General features: G+C 71.0%; 19 protein-coding genes. 11 read left to right on the top strand and 8 right to left on the bottom strand.

Features of this window, described 5'->3' with window-relative positions; genetic code table 11:
• Window positions 1-34: 34 nt before the first annotated feature.
• The 4 genes from trmB to ACFC1W_RS13340 form a co-directional block, all read right to left on the bottom strand.
• Window positions 35-700 (bottom strand): tRNA (guanosine(46)-N7)-methyltransferase TrmB, encoded by a 666-nt coding sequence (gene trmB / locus ACFC1W_RS13325; protein ID WP_375993996.1) that lies wholly within the window; start codon window positions 698-700, stop codon window positions 35-37.
• A 710-nt stretch (window positions 701-1,410) separates the two neighbouring features.
• Window positions 1,411-1,821, bottom strand: coding sequence for a hypothetical protein (locus tag ACFC1W_RS13330; protein WP_375993334.1), 411 nt, complete (start codon window positions 1,819-1,821; stop codon window positions 1,411-1,413).
• A 2-nt stretch (window positions 1,822-1,823) separates the two neighbouring features.
• Entirely contained in the window at window positions 1,824-3,014 is a 1,191-nt protein-coding gene (locus ACFC1W_RS13335; protein ID WP_375993336.1) for a C39 family peptidase, read from the bottom strand.
• Between the two features lie 120 nt (window positions 3,015-3,134).
• Window positions 3,135-3,974: a DUF3097 family protein gene (locus ACFC1W_RS13340; protein ID WP_375993339.1), complete on the bottom strand. Its 840-nt coding sequence runs from the start codon at window positions 3,972-3,974 to the stop codon at window positions 3,135-3,137.
• A gap of 154 nt (window positions 3,975-4,128) precedes the next feature.
• Between ACFC1W_RS13340 and ACFC1W_RS13345 the strand changes: the two genes are divergently transcribed.
• The 4 genes from ACFC1W_RS13345 to ACFC1W_RS13360 all read left to right on the top strand — a co-directional run bounded on the left by ACFC1W_RS13345 (window position 4,129) and on the right by ACFC1W_RS13360 (window position 8,382).
• Window positions 4,129-6,153, top strand: coding sequence for a TPM domain-containing protein (locus ACFC1W_RS13345; RefSeq protein ID WP_375993341.1), 2,025 nt, complete (start codon window positions 4,129-4,131; stop codon window positions 6,151-6,153).
• A gap of 78 nt (window positions 6,154-6,231) precedes the next feature.
• On the top strand, window positions 6,232-6,993 hold the full coding sequence (locus tag ACFC1W_RS13350) for a PspA/IM30 family protein (RefSeq protein ID WP_375993344.1): 762 nt from the start codon (window positions 6,232-6,234) through the stop codon (window positions 6,991-6,993).
• A 112-nt stretch (window positions 6,994-7,105) separates the two neighbouring features.
• A complete protein-coding gene (locus ACFC1W_RS13355; protein ID WP_375993346.1) occupies window positions 7,106-7,927 on the top strand; it encodes an arginase family protein in 822 nt (273 codons plus the stop codon).
• Window positions 7,924-8,382, top strand: a complete 459-nt coding sequence (locus ACFC1W_RS13360; protein ID WP_375993349.1) for a Fe-S oxidoreductase — start codon at window positions 7,924-7,926, stop codon at window positions 8,380-8,382. Before ACFC1W_RS13355 ends, ACFC1W_RS13360 begins: the two co-directional genes overlap by 4 nt.
• A gap of 25 nt (window positions 8,383-8,407) precedes the next feature.
• On the opposite strand, the gene ACFC1W_RS13365 is transcribed toward ACFC1W_RS13360, so the two are convergent.
• From ACFC1W_RS13365 to ACFC1W_RS13375, 3 genes are read right to left on the bottom strand one after another with little or no spacing between them, the layout of a single operon-like run.
• Entirely contained in the window at window positions 8,408-8,869 is a 462-nt protein-coding gene (locus ACFC1W_RS13365; protein ID WP_375993352.1) for an SIP domain-containing protein, read from the bottom strand.
• Window positions 8,870-8,925: 56 nt separating this feature from the next.
• Entirely contained in the window at window positions 8,926-9,657 is a 732-nt protein-coding gene (locus ACFC1W_RS13370) for a tyrosine-protein phosphatase (RefSeq protein ID WP_375993354.1), read from the bottom strand.
• Window positions 9,651-10,160, bottom strand: coding sequence for a carboxymuconolactone decarboxylase family protein (locus tag ACFC1W_RS13375; RefSeq protein WP_375993357.1), 510 nt, complete (start codon window positions 10,158-10,160; stop codon window positions 9,651-9,653). The genes ACFC1W_RS13370 and ACFC1W_RS13375 overlap by 7 nt, the downstream gene beginning before the upstream one ends.
• Window positions 10,161-10,406: 246 nt before the next feature.
• On the opposite strand from ACFC1W_RS13375, the gene ACFC1W_RS13380 reads away from it, so the two are divergent.
• The 7 genes from ACFC1W_RS13380 (at window position 10,407) to ACFC1W_RS13410 (ending at window position 17,022) form a co-directional block, all read left to right on the top strand.
• Window positions 10,407-11,918, top strand: a complete 1,512-nt coding sequence (locus ACFC1W_RS13380; RefSeq protein WP_375993360.1) for an ABC transporter substrate-binding protein — start codon at window positions 10,407-10,409, stop codon at window positions 11,916-11,918.
• Window positions 11,915-12,865, top strand: coding sequence for an ABC transporter permease (locus ACFC1W_RS13385; protein WP_375993363.1), 951 nt, complete (start codon window positions 11,915-11,917; stop codon window positions 12,863-12,865). Before ACFC1W_RS13380 ends, ACFC1W_RS13385 begins: the two co-directional genes overlap by 4 nt.
• Entirely contained in the window at window positions 12,862-13,800 is a 939-nt protein-coding gene (locus tag ACFC1W_RS13390) for an ABC transporter permease (RefSeq protein ID WP_375993365.1), read from the top strand. The genes ACFC1W_RS13385 and ACFC1W_RS13390 overlap by 4 nt, the downstream gene beginning before the upstream one ends.
• Window positions 13,797-14,600 (top strand): ATP-binding cassette domain-containing protein, encoded by an 804-nt coding sequence (locus tag ACFC1W_RS13395; protein ID WP_375993368.1) that lies wholly within the window; start codon window positions 13,797-13,799, stop codon window positions 14,598-14,600. Before ACFC1W_RS13390 ends, ACFC1W_RS13395 begins: the two co-directional genes overlap by 4 nt.
• Complete coding sequence (locus tag ACFC1W_RS13400; RefSeq protein ID WP_375993371.1) at window positions 14,597-15,397, top strand: ATP-binding cassette domain-containing protein; 801 nt, start codon at window positions 14,597-14,599, stop codon at window positions 15,395-15,397. Before ACFC1W_RS13395 ends, ACFC1W_RS13400 begins: the two co-directional genes overlap by 4 nt.
• A gap of 118 nt (window positions 15,398-15,515) precedes the next feature.
• Complete coding sequence (locus tag ACFC1W_RS13405; RefSeq protein ID WP_375993374.1) at window positions 15,516-16,589, top strand: M4 family metallopeptidase; 1,074 nt, start codon at window positions 15,516-15,518, stop codon at window positions 16,587-16,589.
• 145 nt (window positions 16,590-16,734) lie between these two features.
• Entirely contained in the window at window positions 16,735-17,022 is a 288-nt protein-coding gene (locus ACFC1W_RS13410; protein ID WP_375993377.1) for a protealysin inhibitor emfourin, read from the top strand.
• 41 nt (window positions 17,023-17,063) lie between these two features.
• On the opposite strand, the gene ACFC1W_RS13415 is transcribed toward ACFC1W_RS13410, so the two are convergent.
• The gene (locus ACFC1W_RS13415; protein WP_375993380.1) at window positions 17,064-17,675 is read right to left on the bottom strand and encodes a GNAT family N-acetyltransferase; all 612 of its coding nucleotides are present in this window, start codon (window positions 17,673-17,675) and stop codon (window positions 17,064-17,066) included.

Raw genomic sequence — 17,675 nt, forward strand, 5'->3', positions numbered from 1 at the left:
GCAGGCGGCGTCGCCGGCGGCTCGGAGGGCTGGGTCACGGCCTCGGCCTTCGCCGATACGCCAGGTCGCGGATGTCGCGACCGACCCGCGCGCCCTTGCGCTCGAACGCCGTCAGCACGCGGCCGTCGAATCGCGACGCCCACTCCCCCTCGAACGCCGGCTCGAAGTCGGCGGCGTCGCCCAGCACCGCGCGCATCTGGAGGGCATAGTCCTCCCAGTCGGTGGCGAGCCGCAGCATGCCGCCGTCGGTCAGCGCATGCGCGGCGAGCGCCGCGAACGCGGGGGTGACCAGGCGACGTTTGGTGTGCTTCTTCTTGTGCCACGGGTCGGGGAAGAACACCCACAGCTCCGAGACGGATGCCTCGGGCAGCAGGTGCTCGAGCACCTCGGGGGCGTTCGCCTCGACGAGGCGCAGGTTGCGCGCGCCGGCCTTGTCGGCGTCGAGCATCGTGCGGGCGAGTCCGGCGCGGAACACCTCGATCGCGAGGAAGTCGTCGTCGGGGCGGGATGCCGCGGCATGCACGATCGCGTGCCCCTGGCCGGACCCGATCTCGACGATCAACGGCGCTTCGCGGCCCCAGACGTGTGCGGGGTCGATCGCGGAGCCGGGCCGGATGCTGGTCGCCGCGAGGTCGCGCGGCGATTCGACGACATACGTGCCGGCGAGCTCGGACCAGGCGCGCTCCTGCGCGTCGGACATGCGCCCGCTGCGCCGCACGAACGACACCGGACGCTCCCGGAAGGTGCGGGGCTGGTCGTCTGCGGGGGGAACGGTGTCGGACACCCTCCCAGGCTATTCGAGAGCCGCCCCGCGCTTCGCCCGGCGGCGGGGCGGGCGCGAAGCACCCCAGGTCGAGTGGGCGCGCCAGCGCCCCACCTCTCGCAGGTTGAGTAGGCGCGCCAGCGCCCCACCTCTCGCAGGTTGAGTAGGCGCGCCAGCGCCCCACCTCTCGCAGGTTGAGTAGGCGCGCAAGCACCACCCCCGCAGGTTGAGTAGGCGCGCCAGCGCCGTACCGAAACCCCCCGCACCCACGGGTGTCAAACGGTCGGGAGAAACGCCGCCGAAGTCCGCCGTCACCGGCGTGTCGGGGCGAAATCTCCCGACGGTTTGACCGTCCCGGGACCCCCGCCGGGTGAGTAGGCGCGCCAGCGCCGTACCGAAACCCCCTGGGCCAGCGAGCGAGGCCGATCGAGGAGCCGGGGGATCTCGATACACGCGCTTCGCGCGCACTCGATCGGCGGGAGGGGCGCTTCGCGCGCACTCGACCTACGGGAGGGCACGCCGCGCGCACTCGATCGGCGGGAGGGGCGCTTCGCGCGCACTCGACCTACGGGAGGGCACGCCGCGCGCACTCGATCGAGGGGAGGGCACGCACCCCGCCCGCAGATCGGCCGTGAGGAGCCGAGAGGTCAGCGGTCCTCGCTCCGCCACACCACGTCGCCGGCGACGAACACGATCCCATCACCACGAGCGCCACGGACTGGGACGGCCCACGCGAGCCGGTCAGGGCTCCCGTCGAACGACAGCGTCGGTTCCGCGGCGATCTCGTCCGCCGTGAGAGCGGTCGCCGCGCGAGTCCGGATGATCGCCGGATCGAGCCACGACGACGCCGCGGGGGCGTCCGGGAACCACGAGGTCCGGCGGTGCGTGAGGTCGGGCAGCAGTTCGACGAATCCCGCGACGCTCGCGCCGGCCAGGATCGGCACGAACCAGGACGTCAGAGCGCCTCCGGCATCCTTCACCGCAATCGGCGTGCCGAGCTGAGCCGGGTCGTCGACGAACGACCCGGCTGTGCTTCGCACCGACTCCGCATCGGACATAGCTAGATCTTGGTCACCCTTGCCGTGTAGGCATACTGATACGTCTGGGCGGCGAAGTTCTCCCACTTCGTGATCACACCCGCGTTCGGCGGCCACGGGTCGTAGACGAGCAGCCCTCGATTGGGCCCACTGTAGAGCACGGGGATCCTCGTCTCGGTGAAGCCGGCCACCGTGCGCGAGTGGCCGGGCACGAAGCTGATGAGCGGTCGATTCGCCCGGATCTCAGTGCGGAAGGTCGCGAACGTCGGATTGGTGATCATCGTCACGTCCAGGCCGCCGCCGGTGAGCGCCTCCAGCGCCGTGACGACGTGCGCGACCTGGCTGTACGGCAGCCCGTTCGGGTTCGCCTTCGTGCCGAGCCCGAGCTCTTGTGCGAGGCGGTCCTGCGTGTACTCGTAGCGGTAGAAGTCGAGCAGCATCTGGGAGCTCGCCCCGACGCACCACACGTTCGTCTCCTGCCCCCGCAGCTCGTAGCAGGGCGTGTGGTGACTCGTCCGCAGCGAGTAGCGGATCTCGCGCGTCTCGACGCGCGAGAAGACGAGGATGTCGCGCCACAGGTCGGGGTTGACCTCGTATGCGTTGCGGTGCAGCGTGAGTTCGCCGAGGTTCCGGAGACGCTCCCCGAAGCGCTTTGCACGCGTGCGCCGAGCAGGCGCAGGCATCTCTTCGACGAGGCTCCACCGTTCGAAGTTCTCGGGCTCGAGAGGTTTGCGGTCGGTGCGCTTCGCGGCCTGTCCGACCGTCACTCCGGCAGGCGGGACCGGTTCCCATGTGAACAGTTCCAGCAGCACGATCTCTTCGCCGCGGCGCAGGAACTGGACCCCGAGCTTGGGGTAGCTGTAGGCGACGAATCGCACCTCGTCGGCCGCGTCGACCTCGTATCTCCGACGGGCAGCCTCCCGCGCCTCACCGATGAGGGCGTCGGGATTCCACGTCATCCCGTCCGAGTAGGCCACCAGGACGTCGCCCATCAGTGCGTCGGCGGCGATGTCGACGGCCCCCAGCCGCTCACGACCGCGGTCGACGGGCAACCTGTAGAACAGCACGACCCCGGTGATGTCGAAGACCGGCGTCGCATCCGGAGCCACCTCGGCCCCGTCGAGCCGCTCTTTCGAGAACACTCCCGCGATCGCGAGTGCATTCAGTTCGACGCCTGCCAGCACGCGGGCATCCTTCGGATCGATCTCGGCCATCGCCGCTCCTTCGCTCAAGGACGGCAGGCTCGCCGCCCATCTGTGAGGAGGGGTGCGATGAGCTCACGGATACATCGACAGCCCTGCGCTTACCGATTGCCCGACCGGCGGGGGCGACACTCAGTCGAGCGTCACGAAGTCGATGAGCTCTTCCACACGACCCAGCAGGGCGGGCTCGAGGTCGCGGTAGCTGTGCACCGACCCGAGGATGCGCTGCCACGCCCGCGCGATGTCGGCCTGATCGCGGGCCGGCCAGCCTATTGCGCGGCAGACGCCGACCTTGAACTCGATGCCGCGCGGCACTTCCGGCCACCTCTCGATGCCCATCGCCCGGGGCGTGACGCACTGCCACACATCGATCCAGGGGTGACCGACGATGCGGATGTGGGCTCCGTGCCGGCCGCGCTCGAGCGCCTGCGCGATGCGCGACTCCTTCGAGTTCGGCACGAGGTGGTCGACCAGCACGCCGTACCGCCGGGTGGCCGACGGCGGCTCCTCTTCGAGCACGGCCTCGAGCAGATCGATGCCCTGCAGGTACTCGACCACGACACCCTCAGCGCGCAGGTCGTCTCCCCACACCTTCTCCACGAGCTCGGCGTCGTGACGTCCCTCCACGAAGATGCGGCTCGCCCGCGCCACGCGCGCCCGCGCGTCCTCGGCCGCGAACGACCCCGACGCGGTGCGCTTCGGACTGGTCGATGCCGGCATCGCGGCCGGCGCGACGAGCACGACATCGGCGCCGTCGACCAGGTACCCCGGGCCGAGGGGGAACAGCCGGCGGCGGGAGTGGCGGTCCTCGAGCTCGACCATGCCCGACGCGACGCCGACCACGGCACCGCAGAAGCCGTCGTCGGCGACCTCCACGACGAGATCGCGGGATGCCTCGACCCGCGCCAGCCGCGTGGCCGAGCGCGCGCGCCAGCCGTCGGCCAGCACGTCGGTGCCGTAGCGATCGTCCATGTCTCCTCCGAATCGGAGAGGGTACCCGCGATCACGCTGCGAACGGGGCAGCGACCCGCGCCGAGGGCCGGACGTCCGCCCGGGCTTTCGCGTGTCGCCCGCGCCTGCATAGACTCGCGGAGGGGCTGGATTCCGCGTCCCGGAGGGGGAATCGATGCGTGGGCGATGGGCGGCGATGCTCACGGCGACTCTGGTGGTCGCCCTGACAGCGATCGGCGGAAGCGCCTGGGCCACCGACCCGGTGGATCTGGGCTCGGGCTACGTCGTCGATCAGGCCGGTGCGCTCACGTCGGGTGAGTTCGGCGCCGCCGAGACCGAGCTCACCGAGTTGTTCGAGTCGACCGGCGCCGATCTCTACGTCGTGTTCGTCGACGAGTTCACCAACCCGTCCAGCAGCGAGCAGTGGGCCAACACGGTCGCGCAGCAGAACGGACTGGGTCCGTCGCAGTACCTGCTCGCCGTCTCCACCGAAGGACGCCAGTACTACCTGTCCGCAGACTCCGAGGGTCCGCTCTCCGAGGAGCAGGTGGTCGCCGCGGAAGCCGCCGCCCAGGCGCACCTCCGCGACGAGGACTACGTCGGCGCGATCACCGCCACCGCGGACTCCATCAGATCGTCGCTCGGCGGCGGGGGCGGTGGCGGGGGCACCGGCGGCTTCCCGTCGGGCATCATCTGGGTCGTCGTCATCGCCGGTGTCGTGCTGCTGGTGATCTGGCTGGTCCTGCGAGCACGCCGCAAGAAGTCCGGCACGGTGGCCGGCGGCGCCGGCGGGCCCGCGGTCGAGCAGCTTCCGCTCGCCGAGCTCGAGCGGCGCGCAGCATCCGCTCTCGTCCAGACCGATGACGCGATCAAGACGAGCGCACAGGAGCTCGGCTTCGCGAAGGCGCAGTTCGGCGACGCGGCGACGGCCGAGTTCGAAGAGGCCTTGGCGACGGCGAAGGCGAACCTCGACGAGGCGTTCACCCTCAAGCAGCAGCTCGACGACGCCACGCCCGACTCCGAGCAGGACACCCGCGCCTGGAACGAGCGCATCATCGCCCTGTGCGAGCAGTCCAACGCGATGCTCGACGACAAGGCCGCCGACTTCGACGAGCTGCGCAAGCTCGAGCAGAACGCCCCCGAGGCGCTCGCCCGTGTACAGGGTGAGAAGGCGAAGGCCGAGGCATCCCTCGACAGCGCCGCCGCCGCTCTGCAGACTCTGCGCTCGGCCTACGCGCCCGAAGCCCTGGCGACCATCGCCGACAACCCCGAGCAGGCACGCCAGCGCCTCGCCTTCGCCGGCGAGCAGCTCGTCGCCGCCGAGGCGGCCATCGGCGCGGGCAAGGGCGGCGAGGCTGCCGTCGGCATCCGAGCGGCCGAAGAGGCCGTGGGCCAGGCCGAGCTGCTCGAAGACGCCATCGGCAAGCTCGCCTCCGACCTCGCCGCCGGCGAGCGCAGCGCCGCCGAGCTGATCACCGAGCTCGAGCAGGACGTCGTCACCGCTGGCACACTCCCCGATCCGGACGGACGCGTCGCCGCCACCATCGCCGCGACCACCCAGCAGATCGACGCGGCCAAGGCGAATCTCGCGAGTTCCGCGAAGCGCCCGCTCGTCACCTTGAAGAGCCTCGAGAGCGCCAACGAGCAGATCGACGCGCTCGTGAAGGGGATCCGGGATGCCGAGGCCCAGGCGCAGCGCGCACGTCAGATGGTCGGCCAGCTGATCATGCAGGCGCAGGCACAGGTGTCAACCGCCGAGGACTACATCACCGCACGCCGCGGCGCCGTCGGAGCGCAGGCGCGCACGCGGCTCGCCGAGGCGGGGGCGTCGCTGGTCCGCGCACAGCAGCTGCAGACGAGCGACCCCGAGCAGGCGATGCAGCACGCGCAGCGCGCCGACCAGCTCGCCGGGCAGGCGATCCAGCTCGCGCAGTCCGACGTCGGCTCGTTCGAAGGCGGCGGCATGGGCGGCATGTTCGGCGGCGGCCCGCAGCAGGGCGGCGGGGGCAACGTGCTCGGCGCCGTGCTGGGCGGCATCCTCATCAACTCGATGATGGGCGGCGGCCGGTCGTCGGGCGGAAGCCTGGGCGGAGGAAGCCTGGGCGGCATGCTCGGCGGCGGAGGCTCCGGCGGCGGCATCCGGCCGGGCAGCTTCGGCGGGGGCGGCACGCGCGCCCGCCGCGGAGGTGGTCGATTCTGATCGCGTCCGCGCCGCACCGACGGCATCCCATCCCTGAAACCTGACCACTCCCGCTCTGTCCGATAGGAAGGAAAACCGATGGCGAAGCAGTCCATCTTCGGTCGAATCTCGACCCTCATGAAGGCGAACATCAACGCGCTCCTCGACTCTGCCGAGGACCCGCAGAAGATGCTCGACCAGCTCGTGCGCGACTACACGAACAGCATCGCCGATGCCGAGGCGGCCATCGCCGAGACGATCGGCAACCTGCGGCTGCTCGAGCGCGACCACCAGGAAGACGTGCAGGCGGCCTCCGAGTGGGGCAACAAGGCGCTCGCCGCAAGCCGCAAGGCCGACGAGCTGCGCGGCGCCGGCAACACCGCCGACGCCGACAAGTTCGACAACCTCGCCAAGATCGCGCTCCAGCGCCAGATCAGCGAGGAGAACGAGGCGAAGGCCGTCGAGCCCACGATCGCGTCGCAGACCGAGGTCGTCGCCAAGCTCAAGGACGGCCTCAACGGCATGAAGCAGAAGCTGGAGCAGCTGAAGTCGAAGCGCTCCGAGCTGCTCGCACGCGCCAAGACCGCCGAGGCCCAGAACAAGGTGCACGACGCGGTCAAGTCGATCGACGTCCTCGACCCGACCAGCGAGCTCGGCCGCTTCGAAGACAAGGTCCGCCGTCAGGAGGCTCTCGCCGCCGGCAAGCAGGAGCTCGCGGCATCCACTCTCGATGCTCAGTTCGAGAGCCTCGAGGACGTGGGCGAGCTCACCGAGGTCGAGGCGCGCCTCGCCGCCCTGAAGTCGGGGCAGGCCCCGGCGCAGGCGGCCATCGACGCGCCCAGCGCCCCGTACACGCCGTAACGCGGCCGCTCGAAGGGCGTCGCTCCGCAAAGGGGCGGCGCCCTTCGGCGTGTTCGCGCACGGCGTGCGCCTCGGCCTGCGCGGGCGGGTCGGGCTGCGAGAGGATGAGGGGATGACGCGCTACCTCGTTGTGCCGCAATGGCAGGGAAGCCCCTCCTCACGGGCCATGCAGCTCATCGACGGAGCGCACGCGATCGCCGGCGACCTGCCTCGATCGGCGACCACGATCCTCGACGTGCCGATGGAGGCCGGCGAGGCCCTCGGCACCGGCGTGCACCGGCTGAGCAGCCTGCAGCGTGTGCGCGAGCTGATCGCGGCGGCACTCGACTCCTCTGCGGAGCCGGTGCTGACCGTGGGCGGTGACTGCGGCGTGGCCATCGAGCCCATCGCCCACGCTGCGCGCCGCGTTCCGCAACTGGCGGTGGTGTGGATGGATGCTCACCCCGACCTGAACTCTCCCGAGACCTCTCCCTCCGGGGCGTTCGCCGGAATGGTGCTGCGCGCGGTGCTCGGCGAGGGAGCGCCGCAGCTGGCCCTCCCCGAGGGTGCGGTCGCACCCGAGCGCACGTTCGTCGTGGGCGCGCGGTCGTACGACGACGCCGAGATCGACGCGGTCACCGCGCTCGGTGTGACCGCGCTCGACGTCGACGCACTGCGCGACCCGGCCGCGCTCGCAGCCGCGGTGCGCGGCAGCGGGGCCGACGCCGTGTACATCCATGTCGACGTCGACGTGCTCGATCCCGCCGAGATCGCGGGCAACGCCCACCCCGAGCCGTTCGGACTGGCGGTGGCGGAGCTCACCGCGGCGATCGCGGCCGTGCGCGCGGAGCTGCCGCTCGCCGGCGCCTCCCTCGCGGGCTACTCCCCGGCATCGGCGGCATCGGCGACCGACGACCTCGGGGCCATCCTGCGCGTCGTCGGGGCGCTCGCGTGAGTCCGATCGCGACACCCCCTCGGGGATGGCGCGCACGCGCCGACCTCGCCGTCGAGCGGGGACGACGCATCGACCGCGTCATCCCGGCGTTTCTGCTGGACTCCCCCCTCAGCCTCATCGGCTACGCCTACGGCACCGCCGTCGGCTGGGTGTGGGGGACGCTGTGGAGCACGGGTCGGATCGAGCGTCGCGAGGGCCTGTGGGTGTTCCGCGGCATGCCGGCGTGGACGTTCGCGAGGGGCGGGGTGTGCGTGGGCGGCTGCTTCCTCACCGGCGACGGCCGCGTGAGCGACCACCTGCTGCGGCACGAGGCGGTGCACAAGGCGCAATGGCGACGGTACGGACTCCTCATGCCGTTCCTCTACCTCTTGGCCGGCCGCGACCCGCTGCGCAACCGGTTCGAGATCCTCGCCGGCCTCGAGGACGGCAACTACGTGCCCCGCGGCGCGGCCTGACGCCACCGCAGACCGGGCGCGGATGTCAGCGCGAGGTCGTGAGGCCGTACTCGGCCGGCGTGCGGATCGACGTCGGCGCGATGCCGATGCCCGTGAGGTGATCGACGATGTCGGCGGTGCCGAGGTAGCCGCCGAGGAGATGGATGCGGGTCTGGTCGTCTTCGGCGCAGAGCATCTCGTCTGCCCAGCCGTTCACCGCGCGGGCGAGCGCCTCGCCGGGGGCACAGCCTCGGCTCGTGCCGGGGGCACCCGACCGGCGTGAGCGGTCGAGCCAGGTCAGGACCATGCGACTGGGCACGGTGATGTGGGCCTGCCACGAGGCATCCGGAATCTCCACGAACACACGGCCCGTCGAGCAGATCGGCAGCGTCGCGAGCACGACCTGCAGCTCGGCGAGCGAGGACTCGTCGGCCGTGATCAGGTGCTGGACGCGCGTGTGCCGCGAAGAACGGCAGGCTGCGGCGCTGTGCTCGGTGGTGTGGCTCATGACACCCCCACTATACCCGCTATGAAGGGTTGCCTAACCTCACACGAAATGTGCGGTCACAGCGGGCGCAGCAGCACCCGCCGCAGCTCGGCGATCTCGTCGTCGCCGAATCCGTGCGCGCGCAGGTAGTCGGCCGGCGAGCCGAAGCGGGTCGTGACGTCGTCGAGCAGGGCCTGCATCACCGGCGCGGGCGACCGCGTGGCGAGGTCTTCGAGGTGCCTCGCCTCGGGGTGCATCGAGCGAAGCAGCTGCACGACGCGGCGGTTGCGCCAGTCGGGCAGCAGGCCCTCGGTGCGCGCGTAGTCGGCGATGACGGCGTCGAGGTCGACGCCCGCGGCCGCGAGGGTGAGCGCGACGGTGACGCCGGTGCGGTCCTTCCCCACCGTGCAGTGCACGAGCACCGGCTGGTCGGTCACGATCCCGCGCACGACGTCGACCACGCCCGCCGACGAGTCGTCGACGAGCTGCCGGTACATCTCGTCGAGGCTGATGTCATCGGCGAAGAACGACTCGACCGAGCCGAGGAACAGCGGCACGCGCTGCGTGACGACCTCGAGGCCGTCGATGCGACTGGGCGCGTGCGCCACCTCGTCGTCAGCGCGCAGGTCGATGATGCGGCGCAGCCCGAGCCCACCGAGAGCGGCGGTGCCGTGCTCGTCGAGCTGGGCGAGGTTGCCCGAGCGGAAGAGCACGCCGTGCCGCGTGATCGACGCACCTGCGGGCAGACCGCCCACGTCGCGGAGGTTGACCGCCCCCGAGACGACCGGATCGTCGGGGTCCGTCACCATGCAGCGCCCGAGGCGGCGTCGCGGTCCTCGCCGGCGAGGTCGTCCCGCGGCGGCACGCTGTACCGGCCCGCGATCGCGACGCGGTTGAACGCGTTGATCGACACCAGGATCCAGCTGAGTGCCACGTACTCCTGCTCGGTCAGGATCGCGCCGACACGGTCGTAGACGTCATCGGGGACGCCGTCCTCGTGGATGAATGCGAACGCTTCGGCCAGTTCGAGTCCCGCCCGCTCGCGGTCGCTGAAGACACCCGAATCGCGCCAGACCGCGATCTGGGTGAGCACGTCGGGACTGACCCCCGCCGCCACCGCCCGCTCGACGTGGACCCGCACGCAATAGGCGCAGCCGTTGAGCTGGGACGTGTGGATCTGTACGAGCTCCTTCAGCCGGTCGTCGAGCCCGCTCTCGGCCGCGATGCCTCCCACGGTCTTCGAGAACGCGGCGAGCGCCTGATAGGCCGGCGGCGCCGAGCGGGAGAGGTGGACGCGCCGTTCTTCGGTCATGCCGCCAGCCTACCCACGCCGGATCGCACGGGGCGGGTCGGCGGCGCCGCATCGAACGGCGACGCCGCCTCGCGCGCGGCGACGAATCCGCCTCGGGAACGATTAACGCTTCTGTTGCGTTCCGGGCAACGGGTTCCTCGCCTCCGGATTCCGTTGAATAGGCTTGTGATCCGGCGCGTCGGTCCAACCAATCCGACTTGGCCCCGGCACCGCACACCGTGCGGATCCCCCTCCGAAAGGATCTCCATGCTTCGTCGCACTGCGATCGCCGCGACTTCGCTCCTCGCCGCCGGCGCTCTTCTGCTCAGCGCCTGCTCGGCGGGCTCGTCCCCGACGCCGAGCGCGACCGCGGCACCCGACCCCGATGCGTCTGTGGCGATCCGCCTGGTGCTCGAGCCCGAGAACCTCGACATCCGCCAGACAGCCGGCGCCGCGCTCGATCAGATTCTGATCGACAACATCTACGAGGGACTCGTGGCCCGCACGCCCGAGCAGGAGATCGTGCCCTCGCTCGCGAGTGACTGGAGCATCTCCCCCGACGGCCTGACCTACACCTTCACGCTGCGCGAGGGCGTGCTCTTCCACGACGGCCAGGCGCTCACGCCCCAGGACGTCGTGTGGTCGCTCACCACGCGCAAGGCGACGCCCGCGTGGCGCGACTCGGCGCGACTGGCCAACGTGACGGCCATCACCGCCGAGGGGCAGGACATCACCCTCACCCTGGCCGAGCCCGACTCGAGCCTGCTGTGGAACCTGACCGGGCGCGCCGGGCTCGTCTTCAAGGAGGGCGACACGGTCGACTACAACACGGCCGCCAACGGCACCGGTCCGTTCCGCCTCGACAGCTGGCGCCAGGGCGCGAGCATCACCTTCACGCGCAACGACGACTACTGGGGCGACCAGGCGCAGGTGGCCGAGGTCGTGTTCGACTACATCCCCGACAACCAGGCAGCGCTCAACGCGGCGCTCGCCGGCGAGGTCGATGTCGTGACCGGCTACGACGCGAACCTCAAGGACCAGATCGAGGCGAACGGCGACTTCGCGCTCGTGCTCGGTCAGTCCACCGACAAGGGCACCCTGGCGTTCAACCAGCAGCCCGGCAGCCCCCTCGCCGACAAGCGCGTGCGTCAGGCGATCCGCCAGGCGATCAACCACGACGCCTTCATCGAGGCGCTGGCGTCCGGCGAGACGCAGTACGGCCCGATCCCGTCGCTCGACCCGGGCTACGAAGACCTCTCCGACGTTGCCCCGTTCGACCCCGATGCCGCGCGCGCCCTCCTCGAGGACGCCGGCGCCGACGACCTCGAGCTCACGCTGAAGATCCCGAACTTCTACTCCACGACGATCCCGCAGATCCTGGTGTCGAACCTCAACGATGTGGGCATCACCCTCGAGGTCGACTCGGTCGACTTCTCGACGTGGCTCAACGACGTCTACATCAACAAGGACTACGACCTCAGCTTCGTGCTGCACACCGAGGCGCGCGACTTCGAGAACTGGGCGAACCCCGACTACTACTTCACGTACGACAACGCCGAGGTGCAGGAGCTGTTCGCCGAGTCGCTCGCGGCGACCGACGAGGACGAGGCGGCCGAGCTTCTCGCCGAGGCCGCGCGCATCGTCTCCGAAGACGCGGCGGCCGACTGGCTGTACAACGGCGCGTCGGTGGTCGCGGTCGGCACTAACATCACGGGTATGCCGTCGATCAACGTGAACGAGCGGCTCGACCTCGCCGAGCTGGCCAAGAGCAACGGGTGATCCGATACACGCTGACGCGTCTTGCCCTGCTTCTGCTCGGCTTGCTCGTCGCCAGCGTGCTCATCTTCCTCTCGCTGCGCGTCCTCCCCGGTGACGTCGCCCAGCTGATCGCCGGGGTCAACAGCAGCCCCGGCCAGGTGGACGCGATCCGCGAGCGGCTCGGCCTCGACCAGCCCCTGCCGGCGCAGTACCTCGACTGGATCGGCGGCGTCTTCCGCGGCGACCTGGGCAGCTCGCTGCTCACGGGCACCGCCGTCGCCGACGAACTCGCACAGAAGGCGCAGGTGACGGTGCCGCTCGGCATCATGTCCCTCACGATCGCCGTCGTCTTCAGCGTGCCGCTGGGCGTGCTGTCGGCGATGCGCCGCGGTCGTCCCGACGGCACCGCGCTGAGCGTCGGCGCGCAGACCCTCGCCGCCGTACCGGTGGTGTGGGCGGGCATGATGCTCGTCGTCGTCTTCGCCGTGTGGCTCGGCTGGCTGCCCGCCCAGGGGTTCCCCCGCGCGGGGTGGCAGGATCCGTGGGCGGCGTTCCGCGCGCTTCTCCTGCCCGCGCTCACGATCGGCATCGTCGAGGGCGCCATGCTCATGCGCTTCGTGCGCAGCGCGACGCTCCAGGCCGTCGGGCAGGACCACGTCCGCACCGGTGCCGCCAAGGGCCTCACCCGCAACGCGGCCCTCATCCGCCACGGCCTCCCCGACGTGGGCCTGTCGGTGATCACCGTCCTCGGCCTGCAGGTCGCCGGCATCATCGTCGGCGCGGTGATCATCGAGCAGCTGTTCACCCTCCCCGGCATCGGCCGCATGCTCGTCGCCGACGTGAGCGCCCGCGATCTGCCGAAGGTGCAGGGCGAGCTCCTCGTGCTCACCGGCTTCGTGCTGATCATCGGCTTCGTCGTCGACCTCACTCACCGCCTCATCGATCCGAGGCAGCGGGAGGCGACATGAGCGATCTTCTGAAGAGAGCGGAGACGGATGCCGCGGCCGGCGCCCCGCCGTCTCGGTGGGCGTGGCTCGGCCGGCTGTGGCGACTGTCGACGGGCCGCTTCGGTCTGATCGTCGTGATCGTCGTGGTCGCGACGGCGGTCATCGCCCGGTTCTGGACGCCGTTCGACCCCCAGCAGGTCGACATCTCCTCGCGGTGGCTGCCACCGGGCTGGCCCCACGTACTCGGCACCGATGCGGCGGGTCGCGACATCCTGAGCCTGCTCATGGCCGGCGCACGCACCACGATCCTCGTCGCCGTCGGCGCGGGGATCGTCGCGACGATCATCGGCATCGCGCTCGCCTCGCTCGGCGCGCTCACCGCGCGATGGGTGCGCGAGTCGGTGGCGGTGTTCGTCGACATCCTCATCGCGTTCCCGGTGCTGATCATCGCCATGATGATCTCGGCCGTGTGGGGCGGCTCGCTGTGGGTCGTGATCTGGGCGGTGGGCATCGGCTTCGGCGTGAACATCGCCCGGGTGACGAGACCCGAGCTGCGCCGCGTGCTGCACAGCGACTTCGTCGTCGCCGGCCGCGCCTCGGGGCTCACTCCCGCGCAGAACCTGATCCGCCACCTGCTGCCGAACGTCGCTCCGGTGTTCATCGTGCAGCTGTCGTGGGGCATGGCCGTTGCCGTGCTCGCCGAGGCGGGCCTGTCGTACCTGGGCTTCGGCGCCCCCGTCACCGAGCCCTCGTGGGGCCTGCTGCTGGCCGAGCTGCAGCAGTTCATCACGGTGCACCCGCTGTCGGTGGTGTGGCCCGGCCTCGCGATCACGCTGACGGTCCTGGGGCTCAATCTGCTGGGCGACGGGCTGCGCGAGGCGACCGATCCGACGCTGACGCATGCGCGCGGGGCCGGACGCGTCGCGCGCACCCATGTGCCGGAGGTGGTCGCGTGAGCCTCGAGGTGCAGGACCTCACGATCGAGATCGGCGGCCGGCGCGTCGTCGACGGGGTCGGGTTCGCGGTGCCCGACGGCGCGCGCGTCGGGCTCATCGGCGAGTCCGGCTCGGGCAAGTCGCTGACGGCGCTCGCGATCCTGGGACTGCTGCCCGACGGTGCGACCGCGACCGGCAGCATCCGCTGGAACGGCCGCGAGCTGGTGGGCCTCCCCGACCGCGAGCTCGCCGCGCTCCGCGGCGACGAGATCGGCATCGTCTTCCAGGAGCCCCGCACGGCGCTCAATCCGATCCGCACCGTGGGCCGTCAGATCGCCGAGTCGATCCGCATCCATGAGAAGGCATCGAGACGGGATGCCGCGGCCCGCGCTGTGGCCGAGGCCTCCCGAGTCGCCCTCCCCGACCCCGAGCGCATCGTCTCGCGCTACCCGCACCAGCTGTCGGGCGGCCAGCGACAGCGCGTGGCGATAGCGATGGCGCTCGCGTGCCGGCCGCGCCTGCTCATCGCCGACGAGCCGACGACGGCGCTCGACGTGACGATCCAGGCCGAGATACTCGAACTGCTGCTCTCGCTCGTGCGCGACGACGGCATGTCGCTCGTCTTCATCACCCACGATCTGGCGGTGCTCTCTCAGATCGCCACGCACGGGGTGGTGCTCGAGGACGGCCGCGTGGTGGAGGACGCGCCCGTGTCACAGCTGCTCACCGCGCCCGCTTCGCCGGTCACCCAGGGGCTGCTGCGCGACGCGACGGCGACGCTGTGGCGCCCCGGCGGCGCACCCGCGGGAGGTGCCGCGTGAGCGAGTTCCTGGTGCGTGCGCGGGGACTCACCCGCCGCTACCCGACCCCGAAGAGCCGGCTGTTCGGGCCGCGCGTGTATACGACGGGGCTGGCGGATGCCGACCTCGACGTGCGCGCCGGCTCCGCCATCGGCATCATCGGCGAGTCGGGGTCGGGCAAGTCGACGCTCGTGCGCCTGCTGCTCGCGCTCGATGCCCCCACCGAGGGGACCGTCGAGTTCGACGGCCGGCCGATCGACGCGTCGGCGCGCGCCCGGTCGCTGCACTGGCTGCGCCGCCGCACCGGCATCGTGTTCCAGGATCCGTACGCGTCGCTCGATCCCCGCATGAGCGTGGGCCGCATCGTGGGCGAGCCGCTGTGGGCGCTCGGCATCGACGGCGACCGGCGCGCACGCGTGCGCGAGGTGCTCGAAGACGTCGGTCTCGAGGCCGGCATGGCCAATCGTTTCCCGCACGAGTTCTCGGGCGGCCAGCGCCAGCGGATCGCGCTGGCCCGCGCCATCGTCCACCGCCCCGAGCTGCTCGTCGGCGACGAGCCGCTCTCGGCGCTCGACGTCACCGTGCGGGCGCAGATCCTCGAGCTGCTGGGCGAGCTGCGGGCTCGCGACGGGCTGACCATGCTGCTCGTGTCGCACGACATCGGCGTGGTGCAGAGCCTGTGCGACGAGGTGGTGGTCATGAAGGACGGTCGCATCGTCGAGGAGGGTCCGACCGAGAAGGTGCTGCTCCAGCCTCAGGTGTCGTACACGCGTCGCCTCCTCGCCTCGATCCCGGTCATCGACCCCGGCATCGTCTGACCGCGGCGCGGCCGTCCGCGCGGGCTCTGCTGATGCGGCAGCACCGAGGAGTGACGTCGTCATGCGGACGCGCTGCCGTGATGCGCCCACCGTCGGACCTCGCCGCTAGCCTCTGACCATGGCCCACGCGATCGTCCCCCCGTACCTGCTCGCCCGCATCGCCGCCGTGCAGGAGCCCACGTGGGCCAAGGCGGCCGAGGCGGCCCGGTCGACACTGGCGGCGCCGCGCGAGTACCGTCCGGTTCGCTCGCGGCTGCGACTGTCGATCGAAGACGACGGCACCCTGGTCGCCGAAGCCACACCCGCCCCCGACCGGGAGATCTCCGACGCGCAGCAGAAGGAGCAACTCCCCGGGGTGAAGGTGAGGGGCGAAGACGACCCGCCGACCGGCGACACCTCCGTCGACCAGGCGTTCGACGGACTCGGCGCGACGTTCGACTTCCTGTGGGACGCCTTCGCTCGCGACAGCCTCGACGGCTCGGGCGGCTCGCTCCTGTCGACCGTGCACTACGGCGAGAACTACGACAACGCGTTCTGGAACGGCGAGCGCATGGTGTTCGGCGACGGCGACGGCGAGGTCTTCTCCGGGTTCACCGGATCCCTCACCGTCATCGCGCACGAACTCGCCCACGGCGTCATCGAAGACGAAGGCGGCCTGCTCTACCGCGGCCAGTCGGGCGCGCTCAACGAGTCGTTCGCCGACGTCGTCGGTGCGCTCGCCGAGCAGCACCACCTCGGGCAGACCGCCGACCAGGCGTCGTGGCTCATCGGCGAAGGCATCTTCACGGATGCGGTCGAAGGTCGCGCGCTGCGCTCCATGGCCGCACCCGGCACGGCGTACGACGACGACGTGCTCGGCCGTGACCCGCAGCCGGCGCACATGCGGGACTTCGTCGTGACCCGCGACGACAACGGCGGCGTGCACATCAACTCCGGCATCCCGAATCACGCGTTCTATCTCCTGGCCATCGCACTCGGCGGGTACGCGTGGGAACGTGCAGGCCTGATCTGGTATCGCACGCTCAGCGGCGCCCTGCCGTCGACGGCCGACTTCTCGACGTTCGCGAACGCCACCCTGGCGGCCGCCGCCGCGGAGTACGGTGAGGAGTCGGAGGAGGTCGCCGCCGTCCGGGCCGCCTGGACGAGCGTCGGCGTGATCGACGATGCACGAGCCGCAGAGACCGCTGCCTGACGCGCCCCACGGCGCACGTCCCGCCGCCCGCTCGCCGCGCCCGTCGCCGACGCCCTCGCCGGGGCCTTCGCCCGAGCCCCCCGTCGGCGGCGAGCAGCCCGCACCGCCCCCGGAGGTTGACACGAGCGCCGACCTCCCGGTCTCGGTGACCGTGACACGCTCGGGCGGGTTCGCGGGCCTTTCGCGCGAGTGGCGCGCCGAGGCGGAAGGGTCCGACGCCGAACGGTGGCGCGCGCTGATCGAGGGGTGCCCGTGGGAGGCGGTGGCGATCCTGCGCGACGACACCGGCGCCGACCGCTTCGTGTGGCGTCTCGACGCCCGGTGCGGCGAGCGTGCACGCGAGGCCGAGCTCGCCGACGCCGACGCCCGAGGTCCGTGGCGTGAGCTCATCGATGCCGTGAAGGACGCGGCCGCCTCCTCACCGCGGCGCTGAGCTTCCGCGGCACTGAGCCGATCAGCGGGGCGAAGAGCGTGTCAGCGGGCGAAGAGCCCCTTCTTCTTGGCGGGCTTGAGCTCCTTCTGCAGGTAGATCGTGCCGAGCCACCGGCCGAACTTGAAACCGACACGGCCCATGCGGCCCACTTCGACGAACCCGAGCTTCTCGTGCAGGGCGACCGAACCCTCGGCACCCTTGTCGCTGATCACAGCGACCATCTGACGGATGCCCTTCTGCTCGCACGCCTCGATGAGGGCGACCAGCAGCGCCTTGCCGAGTCCCTTTCCTGTTGCCGCCTGCCCCAGATAGATCGAGTTCTCGACCGAGAAGCGGTACGCGGACTTCGTCGACATCGGCTGCACCAGCGCGTAGCCGAGGATCTGCCCGGTCGGCGACTCCGCGACGAGGAACGGCAGATCGAGCTTGCGCAGGTACGCGAGTTTCTCGCGCCACTGCGCGATCGACCACTTCTTCTCGTCGAACGTCACGACCGAGTTGGTCACGTAGTAGTTGTAGATCTCGCGGATGTCGGGGATGTCACCGTCGGCAACGGGCCGGATGTCGAACGAGAAGGGACGCTCCGGTTCAGGACGACGACGCAGATGACGCGGCAGCCGGCGCCGGTCGCGGTCGTATTCCTCCTCGAGCAT

It is taken from the genome of Microbacterium sp. NPDC056003 (assembly GCF_042274785.1).
Classification (GTDB): domain Bacteria; phylum Actinomycetota; class Actinomycetes; order Actinomycetales; family Microbacteriaceae; genus Microbacterium.